Consider the following 26,140-nt stretch of genomic DNA (forward strand, 5'->3'; position numbering starts at 1 on the left):
GACGTCTGTCGACCCTGGGGGTCAGACCATCAGGGACCGGTCCGTCGGGCGGATCGGGGCCGGCAGGTCGCTGGCGCCGGTCAGGAAGCGGTCGCAGCCGCGGGCGGCGGAGCGGCCCTCGGCGATCGCCCACACGATGAGCGACTGGCCGCGGCCCGCGTCACCGGCGACGAAGACGCCCGGCACATTGGTCTGGAAGTCGGCGTCGCGGGCGACGTTGCCGCGCTCGTCGAGCTCCAGGCCGAACTGCTCGACCAGGCCGTTGTCCCGGTCGGTGCCGGTGAAGCCCATGGCCAGGGTGACGAGCTGCGCGGGGATCTTGCGCTCGGTGCCCGGCTTCTGGGTGAGCTTGCCGCCGACGAACTCGACCTCGACCAGGTGCAGCCACTGGACGTTGCCGTCCTCGTCGCCCTCGAAGTGGGTGGTGGAGACGGAGTAGACCCGCTCGCCGCCCTCCTCGTGCGCGGACGTGACCTTGTAGAGCATCGGGAAGGTCGGCCACGGCTGGTGCGGCGCGCGGTCCTCGCCCGGCCGGGGCATGATCTCCAGCTGGGTGACGGAGGCCGCGCCCTGGCGGTGGGCGGTGCCCACGCAGTCGGCGCCGGTGTCGCCGCCGCCGATGACGACGACGTGCTTGCCCTCGGCCGTGATCGGGGAGGTGACGTAGTCGCCCTCCTGGACCTTGTTGGCCAGCGGCAGGTACTCCATCGCCTGGTGGACGCCCTTGAGCTCACGGCCGGGGACCGGGAGGTCACGGGCGGTGGTGGCGCCGGCGGCGATGACGACCGCGTCGTACCGCTTCTTCAGGTCGGTCGCCTTGAGGTCGCGGCCGATCTCGATGCCGGTGCGGAAGCGGGTGCCCTCCGCGCGCATCTGCTCGATACGGCGGTTGATGTGCCGCTTCTCCATCTTGAACTCGGGGATGCCGTAGCGCAGGAGGCCTCCGACGCGGTCCGCGCGCTCGTAGACGGCGACAGTGTGACCGGCCCGCGTCAGCTGCTGGGCGGCGGCGAGTCCCGCCGGGCCCGAGCCGATGACGGCGACGGTCTTGCCGGACAGGCGCTCGGGGGCCTGCGGGGCGACGGTGCCCGCGTCCCACGCCTTGTCGATGATCGAGACCTCGACGTTCTTGATGGTCACGGCCGGCTGGTTGATGCCGAGCACGCACGCCGACTCACAGGGCGCCGGGCAGAGGCGGCCGGTGAACTCCGGGAAGTTGTTCGTGGCGTGCAGGCGCTCCGACGCGGCCGACCAGTCCTCGCGGTAGGCGTAGTCGTTCCACTCGGGGATGAGGTTCCCGAGCGGACAGCCGTTGTGGCAGAACGGGATGCCGCAGTCCATGCACCGGCTGGCCTGCTTGCTGATGATCGGCAGCAGTGAGCCGGGGACGTAGACCTCGTTCCAGTCCTTGAGGCGCACGTCGACGGGACGGGACTTGGCGACCTCGCGGCCGTGGTTCAGAAAGCCCTTCGGGTCAGCCATTGATCGCCGCCTCCATCATCTTCTCGGTGATCTCGGACTCGGAGAGTCCCGCCTGCTCGGCGGCGTCCTTGGCGGCGAGCACTGCCTTGTACGTGCTGGGGATGATCTTGCTGAAGCGGGCCACGGACGCGTCCCAGTCCGCGAGGAGCTTCTCGGCGACCGTGGAGCCGGTCTCCTCGGCGTGCCGGCGCACGACGTCGTGCAGCCACTGCCCGTCCGCGGCGTCCAGCGCCTGTACGGCGTCCAGGTTGCCGACGTTGACGTTGTCGCGGTCGAGGTCGATCACGTAGGCGATACCGCCGGACATGCCGGCCGCGAAGTTGCGGCCCGTCTCGCCGAGGACCACCGCGTGACCGCCGGTCATGTACTCGCAGCCGTGGTCGCCCACGCCCTCGGAGACGACCAGCGCGCCGGAGTTGCGGACGCAGAACCGCTCACCGGTGCGGCCGCGCAGGAACAGCTCGCCGCCGGTGGCGCCGTAGGCGATGGTGTTGCCCGCGATGGTGGAGTACTCGGCGAGGTGGTCGGCGCCCCGGTCCGGGCGGACGACGACGCGGCCGCCGGAGAGGCCCTTGCCGACGTAGTCGTTGGCGTCGCCCTCCAGGCGCAGCGTGACACCGCGCGGCAGGAAGGCGCCGAAGGACTGGCCCGCGCTGCCGGTGAAGGTGATGTCGATGGTGTCGTCGGGCAGACCCGCGCCGCCGAACTTCTTCGTCACCTCGTGGCCGAGCATGGTGCCGACCGTGCGGTTGATGTTGCGGACCTTGACCTGGGCGCGCACCGGCTGGGCCTCGGTGGCGTCGGAGGCGGCCAGGGCGTCGGCGGCGAGCTTGATCAGCTCGTTGTCGAGCGCCTTCTCCAGACCGTGGTCCTGGGCGACGGCGTGGTGGAGCACCGCGCCCTCGGGCAGCTCGGGCACGTGGAACAGCGGGGCGAGGTCGAGGCCCTGCGCCTTCCAGTGGTCGACGGCGCGCTCCACGTCGAGGACCTCGGCGTGGCCGACGGCCTCCTCGATGGAGCGGAAGCCCAGCTCGGCCAGCAGCTCGCGGACCTCCTGCGCGATGAACTTGAAGAAGTTCACCACGTACTCGGCCTTGCCGGAGAAGCGGTCGCGCAGGACCGGGTTCTGGGTGGCGATGCCGACCGGGCAGGTGTCCAGGTGGCAGACGCGCATCATGACGCAGCCGGAGACGACGAGCGGGGCGGTCGCGAAGCCGAACTCCTCGGCGCCGAGCAGCGCGGCGATGACGACGTCACGGCCGGTCTTGAGCTGGCCGTCGGTCTGGACGACGATCCGGTCGCGCAGACCGTTGAGCAGCAGGGTCTGCTGGGTCTCGGCGAGGCCGAGCTCCCAGGGGCCGCCCGCGTGCTTCAGCGACGTCAGCGGGGAGGCGCCCGTACCGCCGTCGTGGCCGGAGATGAGGACGACGTCCGCGTGCGCCTTGGACACACCCGCCGCGACCGTGCCGACGCCGACCTCGGAGACCAGCTTCACGTGGATCCGCGCCTGCGGGTTCGCGTTCTTCAGGTCGTGGATCAGCTGGGCGAGGTCTTCGATGGAGTAGATGTCGTGGTGCGGCGGCGGGGAGATCAGACCGACGCCCGGGGTGGAGTGCCGGGTCTTGGCGACCCACGGGTAGACCTTGTGGCCGGGCAGCTGGCCGCCCTCGCCGGGCTTGGCGCCCTGGGCCATCTTGATCTGGATGTCGTCCGCGTTGACCAGGTACTCGCTCGTCACGCCGAAGCGGCCGGAGGCGACCTGCTTGATCGCGGAGCGGCGCGCCGGGTCGTACAGGCGCTCCGGGTCCTCGCCGCCCTCACCGGTGTTGGACTTGGCGCCCAGCTGGTTCATGGCGATGGCGAGGGTCTCGTGCGCCTCCAGGGAGATGGAGCCGTACGACATGGCACCGGTGGAGAAGCGCTTGACGATCTCGGAGACCGGCTCGACCTCGTCGACGGGGATCGACGGGCGGCCGGAGGAGAAGCCGAACAGACCGCGGAGCGTCATCAGGCGCTCGGACTGCTCGTTCACCCGGTCCGTGTACTTCTTGAAGATGTCGAAGCTGCCCGAGCGCGTCGAGTGCTGGAGGCGGAAGACCGTCTCCGGGTCGAACAGGTGCGGCTCGCCCTCGCGGCGCCACTGGTACTCGCCGCCGATCTCCAGCGCGCGGTGCGCGGGAGCGATGCCGGAGGCCGGGTAGGCCTTGGCGTGGCGGGCGGCGACCTCCTGGGCGACGACGTCGATGCCGACGCCGCCGATCTTGGTGGCGGTGCCGTTGAAGTACTTCTCCACGAAGGCGTCGTCGAGACCGACGGCCTCGAAGACCTGGGCGCCGCGGTAGGAGGCGACGGTGGAGATGCCCATCTTGGACATGACCTTCAGGACGCCCTTGCCGAGGGCGTAGATCAGGTTGCGGATGGCCTTCTCGGACTCGATGTCCGACAGGAAGGTGCCGGCGCGGACCAGGTCCTCGACGGACTCCATCGCCAGGTACGGGTTGACGGCGGCGGCGCCGAAACCGATCAGCAGGGCGACGTGGTGGACCTCGCGGACGTCACCGGCCTCGACCAGCAGGCCCACCTCGGTGCGCTGCTTGGTGCGGATGAGGTGGTGGTGGACGGCCGCGGTGAGCAGCAGCGAGGGGATCGGCGCGTGCTCGGCGTCCGAGTGGCGGTCCGACAGGACGATCAGCCGGGCACCGTTGTCGATGGCGGCGTCGGCCTCGGCGCAGATCTCGTCGATGCGCGCGGCGAGGGAGTCACCTCCGCCGTGCACCCGGTACAGGCCGGAGAGCGTCGCGGCCTTGAAGCCGGGCATGTCGCCGTCGGCGTTGATGTGGATGAGCTTGGCCAGCTCGTCGTTGTCGATCACCGGGAAGGGCAGGGTGACCGTGCGGCAGGAGGCGGCCGTCGGCTCCAGCAGGTTGCCCTCGGGGCCCAGCGAGGAGCGCAGGGAGGTGACCAGCTCCTCGCGGATCGCGTCCAGCGGCGGGTTGGTGACCTGCGCGAAGAGCTGGGTGAAGTAGTCGAAGAGCAGCCGCGGGCGGGAGGACAGCGCGGCGATCGGCGAGTCGGTGCCCATGGAGCCGATCGGCTCGGCGCCGGCCTTGGCCATCGGCGCGAGGATGACGCGCAGTTCCTCCTCGGTGTAGCCGAAGGTCTGCTGGCGGCGGGTGACCGAGGCGTGGGTGTGCACGATGTGCTCACGCTCGGGCAGGTCGCCCAGCTCGATCTCGCCGGCCTCGAGCCACTCGGCGTACGGGGCCTCGGCGGCGAGCTGCGCCTTGATCTCGTCGTCCTCGATGATGCGGTGCTCGGCGGTGTCGACGAGGAACATCTTGCCGGGCTGGAGGCGGCCCTTGCGGACGACCTTGGCGGGGTCGATGTCGAGGACGCCGACCTCGGAGCCGAGGACGACGAGGCCCTCGTCGGTGACCCAGTAGCGGCCGGGGCGCAGACCGTTGCGGTCGAGGACCGCGCCGACCTGGGTGCCGTCGGTGAAGGTGACACAGGCCGGGCCGTCCCAGGGCTCCATCATCGTGGAGTGGAACTGGTAGAAGGCGCGCCGGGCCGGGTCCATGGAGTCGTGGTTCTCCCACGCCTCCGGGATCATCATCAGCACGGAGTGCGGCAGCGAGCGGCCACCGAGGTGGAGCAGTTCCAGCACCTCGTCGAAGGTGGCGGAGTCGGAGGCCTCCGGCGTGGCGATGGGGAAGATCCGCTCCAGCTTCTCCTGCGGGCCGAACAGGTCCGAGACCAGCTGCGACTCACGGGCGCGCATCCAGTTGCGGTTGCCCTTGACGGTGTTGATCTCACCGTTGTGCGCGACGAAGCGGTACGGGTGCGCGAGCGGCCACGACGGGAAGGTGTTCGTGGAGAAGCGCGAGTGGACGAGCGACACGGCCGAGGCGAAGCGGCGGTCGGACAGGTCCGGGAAGAAGGGCTCGAGCTGGCCGGTGGTCAGCATGCCCTTGTAGACGATCGTGCGGGCGGAGAGCGACGGGAAGTACACGCCGGCCTCGCGCTCGGCGCGCTTGCGCAGCACGAACGCCTTGCGGTCGAGGGCGATGCCCTGGCTGGCGCCGTCCGTGACGAAGATCTGCCGGAAGACCGGCATGGTGGAGCGGGCGGTGGCGCCGAGCAGCTCGGGGGCGACCGGGACCTCGCGCCAGCCGAGGACGGTGAGGCCCTCGTCGGCGGCGATCGTCTCGATCTGCGAGACGGTGTCCTGCGTGCCGTCCTCGGGCAGGAAGGCGATGCCGACGGCGTAGGAGCCGGCCTCGGGCAGCTCGAACCCGGTCACCTCGCGGAAGAACGCGTCGGGGACCTGGGTGAGGATGCCCGCGCCGTCGCCGGAGTCCGGCTCGGAGCCGGTGGCGCCGCGGTGCTCGAGGTTGCGCAGAACGGTCAGCGCCTGCTCGACCAGCGTGTGGCTCGCCTCACCGGTGAGGGTGGCCACGAAGCCGACGCCACAGGCGTCGTGCTCGTTGCGGGGGTCGTACATACCCTGCGCAGCAGGGCGAGCATCCATGAAGGACCAGTTCTGGCCATTCGCGGAATGCTGGGACGGCTGGCGCGGCGTACGCATCGGCTCTCCCGTCGTCGTCTCAAGTGGCATATCTGCGTGCCGAGGGACGACGTTGGCCCTCTGCGTGTGCGCAAAATTTCGTGCAGGTTACATGATGGAACGGTTCTCGGGAACCGGATACTCCGTTCCAACATGCGGACGCCACGGGCCCGCGGCGGGGGTACCGTGCGCGTGGCTGAAAGTGTGTGGGGGGATCGAACGGGACAGATCGGTGTCCGTCGATCCGGGGCGGGAAGAGCGTCGTCGTTCACCCCGCGAGTGCGCCGCAGGCGTCATTGCCCACAGCGCTTACGGCTCATGCCCACTGGTTAAGCCCTCGAAACCAGTCGGTAACGGCTACTTATGCGGCCCAACGCATAAGTAGCAGTCGCACTATCCTACGGCCGTTCCGAACAAACTGCCCAGGGCGTACGTCACACCGGCCGCGGCGCCACCGAGCGCGAGCTGCCGCAGCCCGCTGTACCACCAGGTCCGCGCGGTCACCCGGGCCACCACCGCCCCGCACGCGAACAGCCCGAACAGCGCCAGCAGCACGGCCGGCCACAGGGTGCTCGCACCGAGCAGATACGGCAGCACCGGCAGCAGCGCGCCCAGCGCGAACGAGCCGAAGCTCGACACCGCCGCAACCAGCGGCGAGGGCAGGTCGGAGGGGTCGATGCCCAGCTCCTCGCGGGCATGGATCTCCAGCGCCTGCTCGGGATCACGGGAGAGCTGCGCGGCGACCTGCCGGGCGAGGCCGGCGTCGACGCCCCGCGCCTCGTAGAGAGCGGCCAGCTCGGCCTCCTCGTCCTGGGGGTGCCTGCGCAGCTCCCGGCGCTCGACGTCCAGCTCGGCCTCGACGAGTTCGCGCTGCGAGGCGACGGAGGTGTACTCACCGGCGGCCATGGAGAAGGCGCCGGCGGCGAGCCCGGCCAGCCCGGTCAGCACGACGGCCTGCTGCCCCACCGACCCACCGGCGACACCGGTCATCAGGGCGAGGTTGGAGACCAGGCCGTCCATCGCGCCGAAGACGGCGGGGCGCAGCCAGCCGCCGTTCACATCGCGGTGCGTGTGGTTGTCACGGTGCGCCTCGTGGAGCGGCGCCTCGATGTCGATGATGGCCATACAAGTCCCCCAGCAAGAGTGAGCGAAGATAGGTGAGCCAAAGCTAACTTTGGACAGATTCTAATTTCTGACAACGCCAAAGTACGGCTCTTTCTTCCCCTTCACCAGCAAGGAAAGGCTCGGCTAACCTGCGCTTTTGCACTTGTGCGCTCATTCGATCGGGAGTCTGCACAAATGTCGACCGGGTGATATGAGGGGATTCGAGGCTCGGGTCAACCGCCGATGGTGGGACACATCCGCAAACGGTTCCGCGCCCGTGCGGAACCTGCGGAGGAGAGGCCCTGCATGCCAACCATCCGTGAACGAGCCCGCGGGGCCCTGCTCGGCCTCGCCGTCGGAGACGCCCTCGGGGCACCGGCCGAGAACCTCAAACCGTCGGAGATCCGCGCCCGTTGGGGCCGCATCACCGGGTACGTCACCGACCGGCCGGCCGGCACGGACGACACGGAGTACACGATCTTCTCGGGCCTCCTGCTCGCCCGGCACGGCTCGGCCCTCACCCAGGCCCATGTGGAGAGCGCCTGGCACGAGTGGATCGCCGACCGCGACGAGGGCCCCTTCCGCGGTGCCGGCTTCAGCGAGCGCGGCACGCTGGAGAACCTGCGCCGGGGCCTGGCCGCCCCGATCTCCGCCCAGCACCGCCACGCCTGGAGCGACGGGCTGGCCATGCGCGCGGCCCCCTTCGGCGTCTTCGCGGCGGGCCGCCCCGCCGAGGCGGCCCGCCTCGTCGCCGTCGACGGCTCGGTGAGCCACGACGGTGAGGGCATCTACGGCGGCCAGGCGGTCGCGGCGGGTGTGGCGGCGGCGATGGCCGGCGCGCCGACGACCGCGGTGGTCGCCGCCGCCCTGGCCGTCGTCCCCGAGGACTCCTGGACGGCCCGCTCCCTGCGCCGCGCGGTGGCCGTGGCGCACCGGGGCGAACGCGCGGTGCGCTCCGCGGTCGTCATCGGCGGCTACCCCTGGACCGACCTCGCCCCCGAGGCCGTCGCCCTGGCGTTCGGCGCGTACGCGGCGGCGGACGGCGACTTCCCTGAGGCGGTCCTGACGGCCGTCAACATGGGCCGCGACGCCGACACCACGGCGGCGGTGGCCGGCGCCCTCGCCGGCGCCACGGAGGGCGTCGCGGCGATCCCCACCACCTGGGCGGCGGCCATCGGCCCGGCTCGCGGCACCTGCCTGCCCGCCATGGCCGGCCACCACATCCTCGACGTGGCGGAACTCCTGGTCCCGGACGACGGCGGCAAATGGGGAGCGGACCTGGTGACCCCGGAATCGATCACCGACCTCCTCCACGCCATCCGCCACACCACCGCGACGGAGGCAACGGCATGAGACCACCGACCCCGTGGGACGAGGGCGCCCCCGCCGGAACGGCACCGGGGGACGGGGAAACGCCGACGGACGAGGAGGGAACACTGACGGGGACGGGAACGACATCGGGGACGGACTCGGCGACCGGGACGGCATCGGGGACGTACCCGGCGACGGGGACGGGCTCGGCAACGGCCACCGGGACGGGGGCAAGCCCAGGAACGAGCGCGGCCACCGGGACGGGGGCAAGCCCAGGAACGAGCGCGGCCACCGGGACGGGGGCAAGCCCAGGAACGAGCGCGGCCACCGGGACGGGGGCAAGCCCAGGAACGAGCGCGGCCACCGGGACGGGGGCAAGCCCAGGAACGAGCGCGGCCACCGGGACGGGGGCAAGCCCAGGAACGAGCGCGGCCACCGGGACGGGGGCAAGCCCAGGAACGAGCGCGGCCACCGGGACGGGGGCAAGCCCAGGAACGAGCGCGGCCACCGGGACGGGGGCAAGCCCAGGAACGAGCGCGGCCACCGGGACGGGGGCAAGCCCAGGAACGAGCGCGGCCACCGGGACGGGGGCAAGCCCGGGAACGAGCGCGGCCACCGGGACGGGGGCAAGCCCAGGGACGGGCTCCGCCACGGCTACCAGGACGGAGGCAAGCCTGCGGACGGGCGCAACCGTGGGGGCGGGGACCGCCACGGCCACCGGGACGGGGGCAAGCCCACAGACGAGCGCAGCCGCCGGGACGCAGACAACCCCGCGGACGGGCACAGCCCTGGGAGCGGGGACCGCCACCGCCACGGCCACCGGGACCGCGAGGGGGAGAACGGGGACGGCGGGAGCCGGTGGGCGAGTGGGTACGGTGGAGCCGGGCGGGCCCGCGGGCGCCGACGGCGGGGACGCCCCACCGGGGCCACCCGCGCCCGACGACGAAACCCGCGCGGATGGTGTGGGTGGGAAACAGCGGGCCGACGGCGAGGCCGGGGCCCGCGTCCACGGCCTCCTCCTCGGCCTCGCCGCAGGCGACGCCGCCGGCTGGCCCGCCGCCCGCCACCGCGCCTCCCGCATGCCCGACTGGACCCGCCGCCTCACCCGCGAACTCGACACCTTCGCCGAACACAACGCGACGACCACCCTCCCCGTCCCCATCGCCCTCAACCAACCCCCCGAACCCCTCCGCCTCGGCCCCTCCGACGACGCCGAATGGGCCGCCTTCGCCGCGGAGGCGGTCCTGCGTGCGGGCGACGACACGGCTCTCGGCGACCTCAGCCGGGAACGCCGTATGCGCGCCGCCATCGACCTCACCTGGAACGCGATCGCCTGCGAGGTCGCGGCCGCAGCCGACCGCGCGCCCGAGATCGAGTCCGCCGTGCTCCCCCTGCGCGCCCGCATCTCCGTCCGCGCCGGCCTCGGCAACCTCGCCGCCGGCCTGCGGCCCCCCGCCACCGGCCACGACAACCCGCACTACTTCGACGACGCCGCCTGCGTCCGCGCCTGCGTGCTCGCCGTGGCGCACCCCGGCGACCCCCGACTCGCCGCCGAACTGGCCGAGTTCGACGCCCGCTACACCCAGGACGGCGACGGCGTGCACGGCGCCCGCGCGATGGCCGCGGCCGTCTCCCTCGCCCTGGCCGGCGCACCCCCCGAGGCCTGTACGACCGCGGCCCTCGCCGAACTCCCCGAACACACCGAGATCGGCCGCAACGCCCGCCACGCACTGCGCCTCGCGCACGAGGCCGACAGCGCCTTCGCCCTGATCCCCCTCCTGGAACACCAGATCGTCGACCACGTCTACAGCTACGGCATCGCCGCCGCCGAGACGGTCCCGGTGGCCCTGGCCCTGGTCGACGCCGCCAGGGGCCGTATCAGCGAAGCGGTACCGGCGGCGGCCTGTCTGTCCCGGGTCGCCGACTCGGCCCCGGCGCTCGCGGGCGCACTGGCGGGCGCCCTCGGCGGCAAGGACGCGATCCCCGCCTCCTGGCGCGACGCCTGCCGCGTCCTCTCCGGCTGTGCGCTCCCCCGCCTCACCGGCACCGACCTGGTGGAACTCGCCGAACTCCTGGAAGCCGCACAACCGGCGTCACCAGGAGGATGATTCGGGGCATGACGCCCAAAGAAACAGAAAGCGCCAAAGACTCGGACACCACCCTGCCGGAAACCACTCTGGAAGAACGGATCACCGGGGCCCTCGTCGGCGCGGCGGTCGGCGACGCCCTGGGCGGCCCCGTCGAGGGCTACTCCCCCGACCAGATCGTGGAACGTCACGGCGGCCGCGTCCACGGCGTCGTCGGCCCCTGGAACGGCGACGCCTGGCGCACCGCCCGCCCCATCGCGCCGTACCACAAGGGCGACGGGCACATCACCGACGACACCTTGATGACCCACGCCCTGATCAGGGTCTACGACCGGGTCCGCGACCACCTGGACGCGTACGCGATCACGGACCACCTGGTCCCGGACCTGATGACGACCCCCCGCTGGATCCCGGAACTGGAGACCGAGGCCCTGCCCCTGCACCGGCTCTTCCTGGCGGAGAAATGGCTGGTGACCAGGCTCCACTACGGCCACGCGGACCCCCGCGAGGCCGGCACCGGCAACATCGTCAACTGCGGGGCGGCGATGTACATGGCCCCGGTCGGCCTGGTCAACGCAGCCCACCCGGCGGGCGCGTACGCCGAGGCCCTGGACATCGCGGGCGCGCACTCGTCCTCGTACGGCCGTGAGGCGGCGGGCGTCTTCGCGGCGGCCGTCGCGGCGGCCTGCGCCCCGGACGCCACCCCGGACTCGGTCGTCACCGCCTGCCTCGCGCTGGCCAAGGACGGCACGCGCACCGCGATCGAGAAGGTCTGCGAAGAGGCCTCCCGGCACCGGGACTTCGAGTCGGCGCTGCTCCCGCTGCGGGCGGCGGTGGCCCCGTACGACACCGTGGGCCCCGACTACCGCGCCCCCTCCCTGGCCGCCCGCCGCCCCTCCCGTCTGCACGCGATCGAGGAACTCCCCGTCGCCCTGGGCATGGTGCTGGTGGCCGACGGCGACTACCGCCACGCGGTCCTCGGCGCGGTCAACTACGGCCGGGACTGCGACTCGATCGCCACGATGGCGGGCGCCCTCGCGGGCGCCCTCGGCTCCCCCGTCCCCGACGACTGGTCGAAACAGGTCGCGGAGGCGAGCCGGCTGGACCTCCGGGAACCGGCCCGCGTCCTCGCCCAGGTCACCCGGGAGATCTTCGCGAAGGACGTCCGGGCCCGCCGCTCCCACGAGACGGCCCTCACCACCCTGCTCGGAGGCCGAGGATGCTCCGCCTGACCTGGGTCCAACCGGAGGACCTGCTGGGCCATGAACTCCGCCAGGCCGCCGAGGACGGCCGCGAGCCGTCGGCCGTCGCCGCACGCTGGCGGGCGGCGGGCGGCCCCGAGGCCCCCGACCGGGCGGGAGCCTCCCCCCGGCGCGCCTCCCGCTACCTGCGCCAGCTGGCCGAGGACCTGCTGGACGAACTCGCCGACCTGCCGAGCAGACTGGCGGAGGACGAGCCGACGGACCTGGACCTCATCCGCCGCAGCTGCGGGCAGTCGTGCCGCTGGGGCGACGGGGGTGATCCCCCGGCCCGCCCCCACCCCGCCCCCACCCCGGCCGCCCTGGAAGCCGCCTGGCTCGGCAGAGCAGTCGGCTGCCTCCTGGGCAAACCGGTCGAGAAGCTCCCCCTCGACGCCATCCGCAACCTGGCCAGGTCCACCGGCAACTGGCCCCTGAACACCTACTTCACCGCCCAGGGAGTCCCCCCGGACCTCCTCGCCGAACACCCCTGGAACCGCCGCTCCGCCGCCACCTCCCTCGCCGAGAACATCGACGGCATGCCGGAGGACGACGACCTCAACTACCCCCTCCTCAACCTCCTCCTGCTCCAGCGCCACGGCCCCGGCTTCACCCCCACCGACGTGGCGGGACTCTGGCTCGACGAGCTGCCCCCGGGCCGCACCTTCACCGCCGAGCGCATCGCCTTCCGCAATCTCCTCTCCGGTGTCGAACCCCCGCACACCGCCCGCCACCGCAACCCGTTCCGCGAATGGATCGGCGCCCTCATCCGCGCCGACGTCCACGGCTGGACCAACCCCGGCGACCCGGCCGCCGCCGCCGAACAGGCCCACCGCGACGCCACCCTCACCCACACCGCCAACGGCGTCTACGCGGCCATGTTCACCGCGGCCGCCCTCGCGACGGCCGCCGGCGGCACCCAGGACGTCCACGCCTGTCTGCGCTCCGGCCTGACGGTGGTCCCGCCCCGCTCCCGCCTCGCGAAGGCCGTCACCCACGCGATCCGACTCGCCGAGGCGCACCGTGACTTCGACACGGTCGTGGACGAACTCCACACCGTCCACAAGGATCTGCACTGGGTCCACGCGATCCCCAACACCGCCCTGATCGCCGCCGCCCTCACCCACGCCGACGGCGACTTCACCGGCTCGATCTGCCGTGCGGTGTCCGGCGGCCTGGACACCGACTCCAACGGCGCGACGGCGGGCAGCATCGCCGGCCTCCTCGCCGGCGACCCCGCCGCCCTCCCCGCCCGCTGGACGGCCCCGCTGAAGAACCGCCTCGCCACCTCCGTCACCGGCTTCGACGGCATCGGCTTCGACGCCCTCGCCCACCTCACCTGGTCCCTCACCCACCGGGAGGCATCCCGCCCATGACCGACATCGTCGTGCTCGGCAGCACGAACATGGATCTCGTCGCCTACGTCGAGAAGGCCCCGCAGCGCGGGGAGACCGTGACGGGACGGGAGTTCCGTACGATCCCCGGCGGCAAGGGCGCCAACCAGGCGATCGCCGCCGCCCACGCCGGAGGCACCGTCTCGATGATCGGCGCGGTCGGCAACGACTCCTTCGGCGCCCGGCTCCGCTCCACCCTCGAACACTCCGGTGTCAACACCGACCATCTGCGCACGGTGGAGTTCCCCTCCGGCATCGCGCACATCGTCGTGGACGACGAGGGCGGCAACGCGATCGTCGTCGTCCCCGGCGCCAACGGCACCGTCGACCATCTCGCCCCTGGCGACGAGGGCCTCATCGGCTCCGCCGACGCGCTCCTGCTCCAGCTGGAGATCCCGCTGCCCGCGGTCGTCGCGGGCGCCCGCGCGGCCCGCGCCCACGGGGTCCGTACGATCCTCACCCCGGCCCCCGCCCAGCCCCTGCCGCCCGAACTGCTCGCCGCCACCGACCTGCTGGTGCCCAACGAGCACGAGGCGACCACGCTCACCGGCCGCACCGACCCCCGCGAGGCCGCCGCCGCGCTGCTGGAGCTGGTCCCGGAGGTCGTGATCACCCTCGGCGCGGCCGGCGCCCTGCACGCGGCCCGCGGCGCCGAACCGCTCACCGTGCCCGCCCCGCAGGTCACCGCCGTCGACTCCACCGGCGCGGGCGACACCTTCGTCGGCGCCCTCGCGGTCGCTCTGGGCGAGGAGCGCTCCGTACGGGAGGCCCTGGCCTGGGCGGCCGCGGCGGCCGCGCTCTCGGTCCAGCGGCCGGGCGCCTCCGCGTCGATGCCGTACCGCTCCGAGATCGAGAAGCAGTACACGTCATGACCGGGACCGCCACCGCGACCGTCCCGCCGCTGCACGGTCTGCGCGTCCTCGATCTCGCCACCCTCTTCGCCGGCCCGCTCGCCGCCACCCTGCTCGGCGACTTCGGCGCGGAGGTCGTCAAGGTCGAGCACCCCGCCAAACCCGACCCGTCCCGGGGCCACGGACCGGCCAAGGACGGCATCGGTCTGTGGTGGAAGCTCCTCGGCCGCAACAAGCGCACGATCACCCTGAACCTCTCCACCCCCGGTGGCCGTGCCACCCTGCTGCGGCTCGCCGCCGAAGCCGATGTGATCATCGAGAACTTCCGCCCGGGCACCCTGGAGAGGTGGGAGCTCGGCTGGGAGGAGCTGTCCGCCGCCAACCCCCGGCTGGTCCTCACCCGGGTCACCGCCTTCGGCCAGTTCGGGCCGTACGCCCACCGCCCCGGCTTCGGCACCCTCGCCGAGGCGATGAGCGGCTTCGCCGCGATCACCGGGGAACCGGACGCGCCGCCGACGCTCCCGCCGTTCGGCCTCGCCGACTCCATCACCGCCCTGGCCACCGCCTACGCCGTCATGACCGCCCTCGCCGCCCGGGAGCGCACCGGCCACGGCCAGGTCGTGGACATGGCGATCATCGAGCCGATGCTCGCGGTCCTCGGCCCGCAGACCCTCTGGTACGACCAGCTCGGATACGTCCAGAAGCGCACCGGCAACCGCTCCGCCAACAACGCCCCGCGCAACACCTACCGCACGGCCGACGGCACCTGGGTCGCCGTCTCCACCTCGGCCCAGTCGATCGCGGAACGCGTGCTGCGGCTGGTCGGCCGCCCGGAACTGATCGACGAGCCGTGGTTCGCGACGGGCGCCGGCCGGGCCGAGCACGCCGAGGTCCTCGACCGGGCCGTCGGCACCTGGATCGCGGCCCGCCCCCGCACCGAGGTGCTCGCCGCCTTCGAGAAGGCGGAGGCGGCCGTCGCCCCGATCCAGGACGTACGGGACGTGATGGACGACCCCCAGTACCAGGCCCTCGGCACGGTCACCGCCGTGGACGACCCGGAACTGGGCCGGATCCGTATGCAGAACGTCCTGTTCCGGCTCTCGGCGACCCCCGGCGCGATCCGCTGGACCGGCCGCCCGCACGGCGCCGACACCGACGAGGTGCTCACGGAGCTGGGCCTGACCCCGGCCGAGCTGGCCGCCCTGCGAGCGGAGGGCGCGCTGTGACCCCGTTCCCGCTGACCTGGCTGTACGCCCCCGGGGACCGCCCGCACACCGTCACCAAGGCCCTCGCCTCGGGCGCCGACGTCGTGATCATCGACCTGGAGGACGCGGTCGCCCCCGACCGCAAGACCTACGCCCGCAAGGCCACGGCAGAACGCCTCGCCGAGCCCCAGCCCGTCCCGGTGCACGTCCGGGTGAACGCCCTCGACGGCCCGCTGGCCTCCGCCGACCTCCAGGCGGTGGCCGCCCTGCCCGGCGTGGCGGGACTGCGGCTGCCGAAGGTGACGGCCCCGCACCAGATCACCCGTATCGCCGAGACCACCGCCCCGGCCGACGGCGGCGCACCCCCGCTGCACGCCCTGTTGGAGAGCGCCCTCGGCATCGAACACGCCTACGCCATCGCCAGTGCGCACCCGGCCCTGCGCGGTATCGCCCTCGGCGAGGCCGACCTCCGTGCCGACCTCGGCATCCGCGAGGACGCGGGCCTCGACTGGTGCCGCTCCCGGGTCGTCGTCGCGGCCCGTGCCGCGGGACTCGCCCCGCCGCCGCAGTCCGTCCACCCCGACACCCGGGACCTCAACGGCCTCGCTGCCTCCTGCGCCCACGGCCGCACCCTCGGCTTCCTGGGCCGCGCCGCGATCCACCCGCGCCAGCTCCCCATCATCGAGCGCGCCTACCTGCCCACCGAGCAGGAACTGGACGAGGCCGAGACGATCGTCAAGGCGGCGGTGACCGAACAGGGCGCCCAGGCCCTCCCGGACGGCCGCTTCATCGACGCGGCGGTGGTGGCGGCGGCCCAGCGCACCCTGTCCCTGGCCCGCCGCACCTAGCGGCTCCCACGACGGAGGGCGCCCGGAAAACCCCGGGCGCCCTCGTCGTCGTAGAACCGGTGGAACCGGCCGTCAGCTCTTCTTCCCCGCCGACTCGGCCTCGACCTCGGCCTCGTCCTTGGACTTGTCCCCGTCCCCGGTCTCGGTCTCGGCCTTGCTCTCGGTCTCGGCCTTGCTCTCGGTCTCGGCGTCCTTGCCCTTGGCCTCGGCCTCGGTCTCCGAGGTCTCCGCCTCGGCCTTGGGCTCGTCCTCCGACGTGCCCTCGGCGTCCGCCTCGGCCGCACCGCCGGAGGCGAGCGGTTCCACGACCTCTTCCCGGCCCGGCCGCTTCTTCGCCGACACCACGATGTACGTCACCGCGAGCAGGCCCACGACGATCGCGGTCCAGACGTTGAGCCGGACGCCCAGGATGTGGTGGGCGTCGTCGATGCGCATGTACTCGATCCAGCCGCGCCCCGCGCAGTACGCCGCGACGTAGAGCGCGAACGCCCGGCCGTGCCCGAGCTTGAAGCGGCGGTCCGCCCAGATGACGAGAAGGGCGACGCCGATGCACCACAGCGACTCGTACAGGAACGTCGGGTGGTAGTAGCCCGGCACCCGGCCGTCCGCCGAGGACGTGATGTGCAGGGCCCAGGGCAGATCGGTCGGCTTTCCGTACAGCTCCTGGTTGAACCAGTTGCCCCAGCGGCCGATGGCCTGTGCGAGGGCGATGCCGGGGGCGATGGCGTCGGCGTAGGCGGGCAGCGCGATGCCCCGGCGGCGGCAGCCGATCCAGGCGCCGACGGCCCCGAGGGAGATCGCGCCCCAGATACCGAGGCCGCCCTCCCAGACCTTGAAGGCGTCCACCCAGTCACGGCCCTCGGTGAAGTAGAGCTCGTAGTCCGTGATCACGTGGTAGAGCCGGCCGCCGACCAGGCCGAAGGGCACCGCCCAGACCGCGATGTCGGCCACCGTGCCGGCCTGCCCGCCCCGGGCGAGCCAGCGCTTGTTGCCGAGCCAGACCGCGACGAAGACGCCGATGATGATGCAGAACGCGTAGCCGCGCAGCGGAATGGGGCCGAGGTACAGCACCCCGCGCGACGGGCTGGGAATGTAGGCAAGTTCCATGGCAGGTCCGACGCTACCCTGCCGCACCGGGCCGACGGCGGGCGGCCCGGCTACGGCTCCATAACGGGCCGGTGAGAAACGCTCACCCCTGGTTGGCCTCCTCCACCATCTGCTGGAACTTCGCCGGTGTCATCGTCTGGTCCTGGTAGATGTTCTTGCCGTTGAACAGCACGGTCGGCGTGCCGCCGAAGCCGCCGTTCTGGAAGGCCTGGTGGGACTTCACGACCCAGCTGGTGTGGGTGCCCTTCTCGACACAGGCGCGGAACGCCGGCGTGTCGAGGCCGTCGACCTTGCCGGCCAGCTCGATCAGCTTGCTGTTCTTGCTGAAGGCGTCGTCCGTCTCCTCCGGCTGGTTCTCGTACAGCACGTCGTGGTACGCGGTGAACTTTCCGGCGTCCTGGGCACAGGCCGCCGCGTTGGCCGCGTTGCGGGAGCCGCTGCCGCCCATGTTGCCGTCGATGAGGGTGGCCAGGTGGTACTCGACGCGCAGCTTCCCGGCGTCGGTCAGTTCGTGGATCGTCGGTCTGTACGCCGTCTCGAAGGCCTTGCAGGCCGGACAGCGGAAGTCCTCCCACACGGTGAGCATGGCCTTGGCGTCGTCCTTGCCGACCGGGATCGCCAGGGCGTCCTTGCCCTGGGCCCCCGAGGGGGCCACGACGGGGCCGGACTTGGCACTGTCCTCGTCCTTGCCGGAGTTCGCCGCGACGATGCCGATCACCGCGGCCAGGCCCAGCACACAGACGACGCTCGCGCCGACGATCAGCGTGCGCCGCCGCCGCTCGGCGGCCTTCTGCTTCTCGCGCTCCACCGCCAGCCGCTCCCGGGCGGTGCGCTTTCCCTCACGATTCTTCTCGCTCACACCCCCAGAACGAACCGGGGAGGCGCATTGCGCCTCCCCGGTCCCAGGTCCACCCGTACGGGTGAACCACACGAAATGTCCCGCTCTGTTACGCCTCTCCGCGCACGCCCTTCGCCAGCTCACCGGCGAGCGCGCGGACGGCCTCGACACCGGCCGCGGCGTCCGGGGCGTCCAGCATCCGCTTGACGAAGGCCGAGCCGACGATCACCCCGTCGGCGAAGCCGGCGACCTCGGCGGCCTGCCGGGCGTCGGAGACGCCGAGGCCGACGCAGACCGGCAGGCCGGAGCCGGTGGCCCGGGTGCGTTCGACCAGGTCCTGGGCCTGCGCGCCGACCGACTCACGGGTGCCGGTGACACCCATCAGCGAGGCGGCGTAGACGAAGCCGCTGCCCGCCGCGGTGATCTGCGCGAGCCGCTCGTCCTTGCTGCTGGGCGCCACGACGAAGACCGTCGCGAGGCCGTGCTTCTCGGCGTGCTCCCTCCACAGCCCCGCCTCCTGCACCGGCAGGTCGGGCAGGATGCAGCCCGCGCCGCCCGCCTCGGACAGCTCGGCCGTGAACCGCTCGACGCCATAGCGGTCGATGGGGTTCCAGTACGTCATGACGAGCACCGGCTTCCCGGTGGCCTCGTGGGCCTCCTTCACCGTGCGCATGACGTCCGCGATCCTGACGCCGCCGCGCAGGGCGATGTCGTCGGCGGTCTGGATGACCGGGCCGTCCAGGACGGGGTCGCTGTGCGGCAGACCGACCTCGACGACGTCCGCGCCGCCGTCGAAGACGGCCTTGATCGCCTCGATGCCGCCCTCCACGGTCGGGAACCCGGCCGGGAGGTAGGCGATGAGCGCGGAGCGGCCCTCGGCCTTCGCGGCGGCGAGGGTGTCCGACAGCAGTTGGATGTTCCCGCTCACTTGGCGTCCCCCTCGATCTCGGCGACGTCGGCGGCGTCGGCCGCGACCTCGGCGTCGGTGTCGTACAGCCCGAAGTAGCGGGCGGCGGTGTCCATGTCCTTGTCGCCGCGGCCGGACAGGTTGACGACGATCAGACCGTCCCTGCCCAGCTCCTTGCCGACCTCCAGCGCGCCCGCGAGGGCGTGCGCGGACTCGATGGCCGGGATGATGCCCTCGGTGCGCGACAGCAGGCGCAGGGCCTGCATGGCGGCGTCGTCGGTGACCGCGCGGTACTCGCCGCGGCCGCTGTCCTTGAGGTAGGAGTGCTCGGGGCCGATGCCCGGGTAGTCCAGGCCCGCCGAGATGGAGTACGGCTCGGTGATCTGGCCCTCGTCGTCCTGGAGGACGTAGGAGCGCGAACCGTGCAGGATGCCGGGCTCGCCCGCGGTGAGGGTCGCCGCGTGCTCGCCGGTCTCCACGCCGTGGCCGGCCGGCTCGCAGCCGATCAGACGGACGGAGGCGTCCGGGATGAAGGCGTGGAAGAGGCCGATGGCGTTGGAGCCGCCGCCGACGCAGGCGATCGCCGCGTCGGGGAGGCGTCCGGCGCGCTCCAGGAGCTGGCGGCGGGCCTCGACGCCGATGACCCGGTGGAAGTCGCGGACCATCGCCGGGAAGGGGTGGGGACCGGCGACCGTGCCGAAGAGGTAGTGGGTGCGGTCGACGTTGGCGACCCAGTCGCGGAACGCCTCGTTGATGGCGTCCTTCAGGGTGCGGCTGCCGGACTTCACGGCCACGACCTCGGCGCCGAGCATGCGCATCCGGGCGACGTTGAGGGCCTGGCGCTGGGTGTCGATCTCGCCCATGTAGATCGTGCACTCGAGGCCGAACAGGGCGCAGGCGGTGGCCGTGGCCACGCCGTGCTGGCCGGCGCCGGTCTCGGCGATGACCCTCGCCTTGCCCATGCGCCGGGTGAGCAGGGCCTGGCCGAGGACGTTGTTGATCTTGTGGGAGCCGGTGTGGTTGAGGTCCTCCCGCTTGAGGAAGATCCTCGCCCCGCCGGCGTGCTCGGCGAACCTCGGCACCTCGGTCAGGGAGCTGGGGCGCCCGGTGTAGTGGACCAGCAGGTCGTCGAGTTCGCGGGCGAACTCCGGGTCGTGCTTGGCCTTGTCGTACTCGACGGCCACCTCGTCCACGGCGGCGACGAGGGCCTCCGGGATGAACTTGCCGCCGAACGCGCCGAAGTAGCCTTCGGCGGTGGGGACTTGACCCTCGGGGTCGGGGATGAAGAAGTCGCTGGGCATGCGGATACCTCACGGTGAGTGCCGATGAAAAAACACGATTCGCCGTGGGGGCAGGGGTTGTCGGTCGACCTCAGGCCGTGAGTGGCTGGTCGCGCAGTTCCCCGCGCCCCTGGGTAGGCCATCGCATGCCGTTGACCTGTCCGGGTTCGTCTCCGATGACGTAGCGCACCCGTCGGCCATGTACGCGGCGTGCGGGCGCGCGGCAACCACGAGGACGGCAGCCGCGCGCCAGGCGGGCGTACCGGTCCGAGGTGGTCACAGTGAGGGTCATCGGCGTCAATTCTACCGGGTGATCAGCCCCGGCCGTGGCGCAGTGCGGGGTGTTCGCCCGCCGCCACCAGGTCCGCCACCGCCGTCTTCGGGTCGCGGCCGGTCACCAGGGACTCGCCGACCAGGACCGCGTCGGCGCCCGCGTTGGCGTACGCGATGAGGTCGTGGGGGCCGCGGACGCCGGACTCGGCGATCTTGACGATGTGGTCGGGGATCTCCGGGGCGACCCGCTCGAACGTGGAGCGGTCGACCTCGAGGGTCTTCAGGTTGCGCGCGTTGACGCCGATGATCCGGGCGCCCGCGTCGACCGCGCGCTCGACCTCCTCCTCGTCGTGCACCTCGACGAGCGGGGTGAGACCGATGGAGACGGCGCGCTCGATCAGCGACTCCAGGGCCGGCTGGTCGAGGGCGGCCACGATCAGCAGCGCGAGGTCGGCGCCGTGCGCCCGGGCCTCCCAGAGCTGGTACGAGGTGACGATGAAGTCCTTGCGCAGGACCGGGATGTCCACCCGCGCGCGGACGGCGTCCAGGTCGGCCAGGGAACCGCCGAAGCGGCGCTCCTCGGTGAGGACGGAGATGACGGCGGCGCCGCCCGCCTCGTAGTCGGCGGCCAGGCCTGCCGGGTCGGCGATGGCGGCCAGCGCGCCCTTGGACGGGCTGGAGCGCTTGACCTCGCAGATCACCTTGACGCCGTCGCCCTTGAGCGCGGCGACACCGTCCTTGGCGGCGGGCGCCTTGGCCGCGCGCTCCTTGAGCTCGTCGAGGCTGACGCGCGCCTGCCGCTCCGCGAGGTCGGCACGGACTCCGTCGATGATCTCGTCGAGCACACTCACGCGAGCGGCCCCCTTTCAAGCAACCAGTGGAAAACGATGGTCACTGCGATGGTATCCGCAGGAGGGGTGAGGCCTCACATCCGGTGGAGCGCGGTCCCACTACCTGGACGTTCGGTAGTTGATCAAGGGTGCAGCCAGCCACCGAACGGCAGGTTCCGGACAACCGTGAAGACCAGCACCGACACGCCCAGCGACCACAGGGCGACCGGCCCGAGGTCGATCCGCAGGGGCCGGCCACGGGCCGCGCGGACCACCCAGACGGTCCACAGGACGGCGAAGAGCAGATAGCCGGTCACCGCGAGCGCGTTGGCGTGCAGGGCGGTGAGGAAGTCGCCGTGGACGAAGGCGTGCGCGCTGCGCAGACCGCCGCAGCCGGGGCAGTACAGGCCGGTGACGCGCAGCAGGGGGCAGACGGGGTAGTGGCCGGGTTCGTTGGGGTCGACGGCGCCGACGTAGGCGAAGGCCCCGGCGACGGCGGCGAGGATCCCGGCGGGTACGGCCAGGCGTCCCGCGGCCGTGGTCGTCACGCGCTGGCTGTCGGCGTTCACGTCTCGCATTGTGCCCCGGGCGGGACGCACACGCGCGTGAGGGGCGGCCGGTGTGCTCACCGGCCGCCCCTCACGGGGAGTCGTGCGGGTGCTCAGCCCTCGGCGGCGGCGGGCTCGGCCTTCACCGTCGCCGCGGTCTTGTGCACCGGGTGGGTGTCCTTCGGCTGCCCCAGGCCCGCGGCGCGCATGGCGCCACCGACGACCCCGCCGAGGGCCACGATCACCATGCCGGCCCAGAAGCCCACGGGCTGGGCCATCACCATGAACGCGCCCGCGACGCAGAAACCGATGAAGACGATGGTGACACCGGTCCAGGCGGCCGGGGTGTGTCCGTGGCTGCTGCCCGCCATGACTTGCTCCTCATTGCTGTCTATGTGTCGCTGTCTGTGTGTCCGTCCGAGCCGGGGCTCGTGGTCCATTGTCCCGTACGCGCACGCGTGGCGGACGTGGGGGTGGCTTCCGTTCGCGTCTGATTCACCACATCGGGAAACCCTCAGGCGGGATCGGCGCCCGTGGGGTCCTCGCCGCGGTCCAGGGCCTTCCAGATCTCCTCGGGCCGCTCGGGGTCGACGGGCCTGGCCGCCCGCCGCTGCCGGGGGGCGCCGGAGCGTTCGTAGCGGCCGGACATGGCGGGCCACTGACGGCCGTAGCGCAGGGCCAGCAGGCCGGCCAGGAGGATCAGGACACCGCCGACGACCGCGACGTAGGGCCAGGCGGTGTGGGTGAAGGAGGCGACCGAGGCGGAGGTGTCGCCGGAGGCCCGCGCGGCCTGTTCGTCGAGCGCGGAGTCGTCGGAGGCGCCGGTCAGGGCGGCGACGACGATGCCGGCGCCGGAGAGCGCGAGGAGGGCGGAGACCGCGAGGCGGCCGGCCTTGCGGACGGCGAAGACGGCGACGAGCGCGGCGAGGCCCACTATGGCGAGCGCCGCGGGCACGCCCGTGACGTCGCTGCCCCTGGCGGTGAGGGCGAAGGGGCCGCCGGCCACCGTCGCCGTGCCCTCGGACCAGCGCTGCCGGGTGGAGAGCAGGGCCACGGCCGCGCCCAGCGCACCGGAGAGCAGGGCGAGGCCGAGGCTCAGCCGGCCGGCCCGGGCGGAGGCGGCGGATACGGAACGGGGGTGAGGTACAGCAGTCACGGAGTCCACTATCGCCTGAACCCCGGGCGAACCGTCACCCGGGGCTCAGTGATTCGCGCCCCACCGCGCGGGAGGGTTACTTCACGAGCCGGTTCGCGGTGTGGACCGCCCGCAGCACCGCGGCGGCCTTGTTGCGGCACTCCTGGTCCTCGGCGACGGGGTCGGAGTCGGCGACGATGCCCGCGCCGGCCTGGACGTAGGCGGTGCCGTCGCGCAGCAGGGCGGTGCGGATGGCGATGGCGGTGTCGGAGTCGCCCGCGAAGTCCAGGTAGCCCACGCAGCCGCCGTACAGGCCGCGCCGGGACGGCTCCAGCTCGTCGATGATCTGCATGGCGCGGGGCTTGGGGGCGCCGGAGAGGGTGCCGGCGGGGAAGCAGGCGGTGAGGACGTCGAAGGCGGTGCGGCCCGGGGCGACCTTGCCGGTGACGGTCGAGACGATGTGCATGACGTGCGAGTACCGCTCGATGGACATGAAGTCGACGACCTCGACGGAGCCGGGTTCGCAGACCCGCCCCAGGTCGTTGCGGCCGAGGTCGACGAGCATGAGGTGCTCGGCGCGCTCCTTGGGGTCGGCGAGGAGTTCGTCGGCGAGGGCCTGGTCCTCCTGCGGGGTGGCGCCGCGGTGCCGGGTGCCGGCGATGGGGTGGACCATGGCCTGCCCGTCCTCGACCTTGACCAGGGCCTCCGGGGAGGAGCCGACCACGTCGAACCCGTCGAAGCGGAACAGGTACATGTACGGCGAGGGGTTGGTGGCCCGCAGGACGCGGTAGACGTCCAGCGCGCTCGCCGTGCACGGCGTCTCGAAGCGCTGCGAGGGGACGACCTGGAAGGCCTCGCCCGCGCGGATGCGCTCCTTGATGTCCTCGACGGCCACCCGGAAGTCGGGGCCGCCCCACAGCGCGGTGTACTCGGGCAGTTCGGAGGGCGGCAGCACGGCCGGGGGCTGGGCCACCGCGCGCGAGAGGTCGGCCTCCATGGTGTCGAGGCGGGCCACCGCGTCCGCGTGGGCCTCGTCGACGCCGGTGTCGAGGTCGTTGTGGTTGATCGCGTTGGCGATCAGCAGGACCGAGCCCTCCCAGTGGTCCATGACGGCGAGGTCGCTGGTGAGGAGCATGGTCAGCTCCGGCAGCCGCAGGTCGTCCCGCTCGCCGGGGCCGATCTTCTCCAGGCGGCGCACGATGTCGTAGCCGAGGTAGCCGACCATGCCGCCGGTGAAGGGCGGCAGTCCCTCCTGGTGGGGGGTGTGCAGGGCCTCGATGGTGGCGCGCAGGGCGGCGAGCGGGTCGCCGTCGACGGGGACGCCGACGGGCGGGGCGCCGAGCCAGTGGGCCTGTCCGTCGCGGGCCGTCAGGGTCGCCGCGGACCGGACGCCCACGAAGGAGTACCGGGACCACGAGCGGCCGTTCTCCGCGGACTCCAGCAGGAAGGTGCCGGGGCGCTCGGCGGCGAGCTTGCGGTACAGCGCGACCGGGGTGTCGCCGTCGGCGAGGAGCTTGCGGGTGACCGGGATGACCCTTCGGTCGGTGGCCAGCTTGCGGAACGTCTCGAGGTCCATGGCGGCTGACCTTACTGATCCGCGGCGGCGACACCGGAATCGGCGCCGTCCTTCAGGAGCACGTCGGCGTCGAAGCAGGTGCGCGCGCCGGTGTGGCAGGCGGCGCCGACCTGGTCGACCTTGACCAGCAGGGTGTCGGCGTCGCAGTCCAGCGCCACGGACTTCACCCACTGGAAGTGGCCGGAGGTGTCGCCCTTGACCCAGTACTCCCGGCGGCTGCGCGACCAGTAGGTGCAGCGGCCGGTGGTCAGGGTGCGGTGCAGCGCCTCGTCGTCCATCCAGCCGAGCATGAGCACCTCACCGGTGTCGTACTGCTGGGCGATGGCGGGGACGAGCCCGTCGGCGCTGCGCTTGAGGCGTGCGGCGATCTCGGGGTCCAGGCTGCTGGGCGGGGGCGTGCCGGTCATGGGGCCATTGTGCCGCGCGCGACGGACAGTGACGGGCCGGTGTCCACTGTGCGGACCCGGTACGCGGTCGTAGGCTGACCGCATGTCGACTTTCGCCAAGCGTGAACGGCTCCTTCTCGCCGACCTCTTGGAGACCGCCGGTCCGGGCGCCCCGACCCTCTGCGAGGGCTGGGAGACGCAGGACCTGGCCGCGCACGTGGTGGTGCGCGAGCGTCGTCCGGACGCCGCCGGGGGCATCCTCATCAAGCAGCTGGCACCGCGACTGGACAAGGTGATGGCGGAGTTCGCGGCCAGGCCGTACGAGGAGCTGATCCAGCTGATCCGTACCGGTCCGCCGCGGTTCTCACCTTTCCAGCTGAAGCAGATCGACGAGGCGTCCAACACGATCGAGTTCTACGTCCACACCGAGGACGTGCGGCGGGCCCAGCCGGACTGGACGGGCCGGGAGCTCGACCCGGTCTTCCAGGACGCCTTGTGGTCCCGGCTGGAGCGCACGGCCCGGCTGATGGGCCGCGGCGCCCCGACCGGTCTGGTGCTGCGCCGCGCGGACGGCCGTACGGTGGTCGCACAGCGCGGCGCGCCGGTGGTGACGGTCACCGGGGAGCCGTCGGAGCTGCTGCTGTTCCTGTACGGCCGGCAGAACGCCGCGAAGGTGGAGCTGGACGGCGACGAGGACGCGGTCGAGAAGCTGCACAGCGGCAAGCAGCTGGGCATCTGAGCGGGCCGGGTTCCGCGGGCTGAAAGGGCACCCCGTGATCAAAGTAGCCATGACCAGCGTGTACGTCGACGACGTCGCGAAGGCCCACGCGTTCTACACGGACGTGCTGGGTTTCGAGACCCGGATGCACATGGACCTGGGCGGCGGCACGCTGTTCGTCACCGTCGGCGCCGCCGAGGGCGCCCAGCAGGACCTCCAGCTGCTGCTGGAGCCCGGGCAGGGTCCCATCGCGGAGCCGTACCGCACGGCCGTGAAGGGGGCGGGGCTGCCGTGCATCGTCTTCTCCGTGGACGACGTCCAGCAGGAGTACGACCGGCTGCGCGCCCTGGGGGTCGCGTTCACGCAGGCCCCGACCGAGCAGGGTCCGGTGATCACGGCCGTGCTGGACGACACGGTGGGCAACCTGGTGCAGCTGGCCCAGCCGAAGGAGTGAA

At 72.4% G+C, this 26,140-nt stretch carries 23 protein-coding genes; 9 read left to right on the plus strand and 14 right to left on the minus strand.

Annotation, left to right across the window (positions count from 1 at the left end):
- Nucleotides 1–21 precede the first annotated feature (21 nt).
- From ACYQ8Q_RS12620 to ACYQ8Q_RS12630, 3 genes are all read right to left on the minus strand, one after another.
- Nucleotides 22–1,482, minus strand: a complete 1,461-nt coding sequence (locus tag ACYQ8Q_RS12620) for a glutamate synthase subunit beta (RefSeq protein ID WP_460064516.1) — start codon at nucleotides 1,480–1,482, stop codon at nucleotides 22–24.
- Nucleotides 1,475–6,070 carry a glutamate synthase large subunit gene (gene gltB / locus ACYQ8Q_RS12625; protein ID WP_460064518.1) on the minus strand — a complete coding sequence of 1,532 codons (4,596 nt, stop codon included), beginning with the start codon at nucleotides 6,068–6,070 and terminating at the stop codon, nucleotides 1,475–1,477. Before gltB ends, ACYQ8Q_RS12620 begins: the two co-directional genes overlap by 8 nt.
- A gap of 372 nt (nucleotides 6,071–6,442) precedes the next feature.
- Complete coding sequence (locus ACYQ8Q_RS12630) at nucleotides 6,443–7,174, minus strand: VIT1/CCC1 transporter family protein (protein ID WP_460064519.1); 732 nt, start codon at nucleotides 7,172–7,174, stop codon at nucleotides 6,443–6,445.
- 285 nt (nucleotides 7,175–7,459) lie between these two features.
- Here ACYQ8Q_RS12630 and ACYQ8Q_RS12635 point away from each other — a divergent pair, with 285 nt between their 5' ends.
- The 7 genes from ACYQ8Q_RS12635 to ACYQ8Q_RS12665 all read left to right on the plus strand — a co-directional run bounded on the left by ACYQ8Q_RS12635 (nucleotide 7,460) and on the right by ACYQ8Q_RS12665 (nucleotide 16,087).
- Nucleotides 7,460–8,506: an ADP-ribosylglycohydrolase family protein gene (locus ACYQ8Q_RS12635; RefSeq protein ID WP_460064521.1), complete on the plus strand. Its 1,047-nt coding sequence runs from the start codon at nucleotides 7,460–7,462 to the stop codon at nucleotides 8,504–8,506.
- A 920-nt stretch (nucleotides 8,507–9,426) separates the two neighbouring features.
- Nucleotides 9,427–10,572, plus strand: a complete 1,146-nt coding sequence (locus ACYQ8Q_RS12640; RefSeq protein ID WP_460073279.1) for an ADP-ribosylglycohydrolase family protein — start codon at nucleotides 9,427–9,429, stop codon at nucleotides 10,570–10,572.
- A gap of 8 nt (nucleotides 10,573–10,580) precedes the next feature.
- Entirely contained in the window at nucleotides 10,581–11,783 is a 1,203-nt protein-coding gene (locus tag ACYQ8Q_RS12645; RefSeq protein WP_460064522.1) for an ADP-ribosylglycohydrolase family protein, read from the plus strand.
- Nucleotides 11,771–13,165 (plus strand): ADP-ribosylglycohydrolase family protein, encoded by a 1,395-nt coding sequence (locus tag ACYQ8Q_RS12650; RefSeq protein ID WP_460064523.1) that lies wholly within the window; start codon nucleotides 11,771–11,773, stop codon nucleotides 13,163–13,165. The genes ACYQ8Q_RS12645 and ACYQ8Q_RS12650 overlap by 13 nt, the downstream gene beginning before the upstream one ends.
- On the plus strand, nucleotides 13,162–14,055 hold the full coding sequence (gene rbsK / locus ACYQ8Q_RS12655) for a ribokinase (RefSeq protein WP_460064524.1): 894 nt from the start codon (nucleotides 13,162–13,164) through the stop codon (nucleotides 14,053–14,055). The genes ACYQ8Q_RS12650 and rbsK overlap by 4 nt, the downstream gene beginning before the upstream one ends.
- Entirely contained in the window at nucleotides 14,052–15,260 is a 1,209-nt protein-coding gene (locus tag ACYQ8Q_RS12660; protein WP_460064526.1) for a CaiB/BaiF CoA transferase family protein, read from the plus strand. The genes rbsK and ACYQ8Q_RS12660 overlap by 4 nt, the downstream gene beginning before the upstream one ends.
- The gene (locus ACYQ8Q_RS12665) at nucleotides 15,257–16,087 is read left to right on the plus strand and encodes an HpcH/HpaI aldolase/citrate lyase family protein (protein WP_460064527.1); all 831 of its coding nucleotides are present in this window, start codon (nucleotides 15,257–15,259) and stop codon (nucleotides 16,085–16,087) included. Before ACYQ8Q_RS12660 ends, ACYQ8Q_RS12665 begins: the two co-directional genes overlap by 4 nt.
- A gap of 72 nt (nucleotides 16,088–16,159) precedes the next feature.
- Here ACYQ8Q_RS12665 and lgt read toward each other — a convergent pair whose 3' ends face one another.
- From lgt to hisI, 11 genes are all read right to left on the minus strand, one after another.
- Nucleotides 16,160–17,194 carry a prolipoprotein diacylglyceryl transferase gene (gene lgt / locus ACYQ8Q_RS12670; RefSeq protein WP_460064529.1) on the minus strand — a complete coding sequence of 345 codons (1,035 nt, stop codon included), beginning with the start codon at nucleotides 17,192–17,194 and terminating at the stop codon, nucleotides 16,160–16,162.
- An 82-nt stretch (nucleotides 17,195–17,276) separates the two neighbouring features.
- Complete coding sequence (locus ACYQ8Q_RS12675) at nucleotides 17,277–18,053, minus strand: DsbA family protein (RefSeq protein ID WP_460064531.1); 777 nt, start codon at nucleotides 18,051–18,053, stop codon at nucleotides 17,277–17,279.
- Between the two features lie 88 nt (nucleotides 18,054–18,141).
- Nucleotides 18,142–18,960: a tryptophan synthase subunit alpha gene (gene trpA, locus ACYQ8Q_RS12680; RefSeq protein WP_460064532.1), complete on the minus strand. Its 819-nt coding sequence runs from the start codon at nucleotides 18,958–18,960 to the stop codon at nucleotides 18,142–18,144.
- The gene (gene trpB / locus ACYQ8Q_RS12685; RefSeq protein ID WP_460064533.1) at nucleotides 18,957–20,240 is read right to left on the minus strand and encodes a tryptophan synthase subunit beta; all 1,284 of its coding nucleotides are present in this window, start codon (nucleotides 20,238–20,240) and stop codon (nucleotides 18,957–18,959) included. Before trpB ends, trpA begins: the two co-directional genes overlap by 4 nt.
- A 70-nt stretch (nucleotides 20,241–20,310) precedes the next feature.
- The gene (gene trpM, locus ACYQ8Q_RS12690; RefSeq protein ID WP_460064535.1) at nucleotides 20,311–20,511 is read right to left on the minus strand and encodes a tryptophan biosynthesis modulator TrpM; all 201 of its coding nucleotides are present in this window, start codon (nucleotides 20,509–20,511) and stop codon (nucleotides 20,311–20,313) included.
- Nucleotides 20,512–20,533: 22 nt separating this feature from the next.
- Nucleotides 20,534–21,343, minus strand: a complete 810-nt coding sequence (trpC, locus tag ACYQ8Q_RS12695; protein ID WP_460064537.1) for an indole-3-glycerol phosphate synthase TrpC — start codon at nucleotides 21,341–21,343, stop codon at nucleotides 20,534–20,536.
- 122 nt (nucleotides 21,344–21,465) lie between these two features.
- Nucleotides 21,466–21,900 carry a DUF2752 domain-containing protein gene (locus ACYQ8Q_RS12700; protein WP_460064538.1) on the minus strand — a complete coding sequence of 145 codons (435 nt, stop codon included), beginning with the start codon at nucleotides 21,898–21,900 and terminating at the stop codon, nucleotides 21,466–21,468.
- A gap of 83 nt (nucleotides 21,901–21,983) precedes the next feature.
- On the minus strand, nucleotides 21,984–22,241 hold the full coding sequence (locus ACYQ8Q_RS12705) for an HGxxPAAW family protein (protein WP_460064540.1): 258 nt from the start codon (nucleotides 22,239–22,241) through the stop codon (nucleotides 21,984–21,986).
- A 143-nt stretch (nucleotides 22,242–22,384) separates the two neighbouring features.
- Nucleotides 22,385–23,035: a TIGR02234 family membrane protein gene (locus ACYQ8Q_RS12710; protein ID WP_460064542.1), complete on the minus strand. Its 651-nt coding sequence runs from the start codon at nucleotides 23,033–23,035 to the stop codon at nucleotides 22,385–22,387.
- Between the two features lie 67 nt (nucleotides 23,036–23,102).
- Nucleotides 23,103–24,581 (minus strand): anthranilate synthase component I, encoded by a 1,479-nt coding sequence (locus ACYQ8Q_RS12715; RefSeq protein ID WP_460064544.1) that lies wholly within the window; start codon nucleotides 24,579–24,581, stop codon nucleotides 23,103–23,105.
- An 11-nt stretch (nucleotides 24,582–24,592) separates the two neighbouring features.
- On the minus strand, nucleotides 24,593–24,988 hold the full coding sequence (hisI, locus tag ACYQ8Q_RS12720) for a phosphoribosyl-AMP cyclohydrolase (protein WP_460064546.1): 396 nt from the start codon (nucleotides 24,986–24,988) through the stop codon (nucleotides 24,593–24,595).
- Nucleotides 24,989–25,070: 82 nt separating this feature from the next.
- On the opposite strand from hisI, the gene ACYQ8Q_RS12725 reads away from it, so the two are divergent.
- Nucleotides 25,071–25,706: a TIGR03085 family metal-binding protein gene (locus ACYQ8Q_RS12725; RefSeq protein WP_460064548.1), complete on the plus strand. Its 636-nt coding sequence runs from the start codon at nucleotides 25,071–25,073 to the stop codon at nucleotides 25,704–25,706.
- A gap of 34 nt (nucleotides 25,707–25,740) precedes the next feature.
- Nucleotides 25,741–26,139 (plus strand): VOC family protein, encoded by a 399-nt coding sequence (locus tag ACYQ8Q_RS12730; protein ID WP_460064550.1) that lies wholly within the window; start codon nucleotides 25,741–25,743, stop codon nucleotides 26,137–26,139.
- Nucleotide 26,140 lies beyond the last annotated feature (1 nt).

The organism is Streptomyces sp. YKOK-I1 (assembly GCF_054660435.1).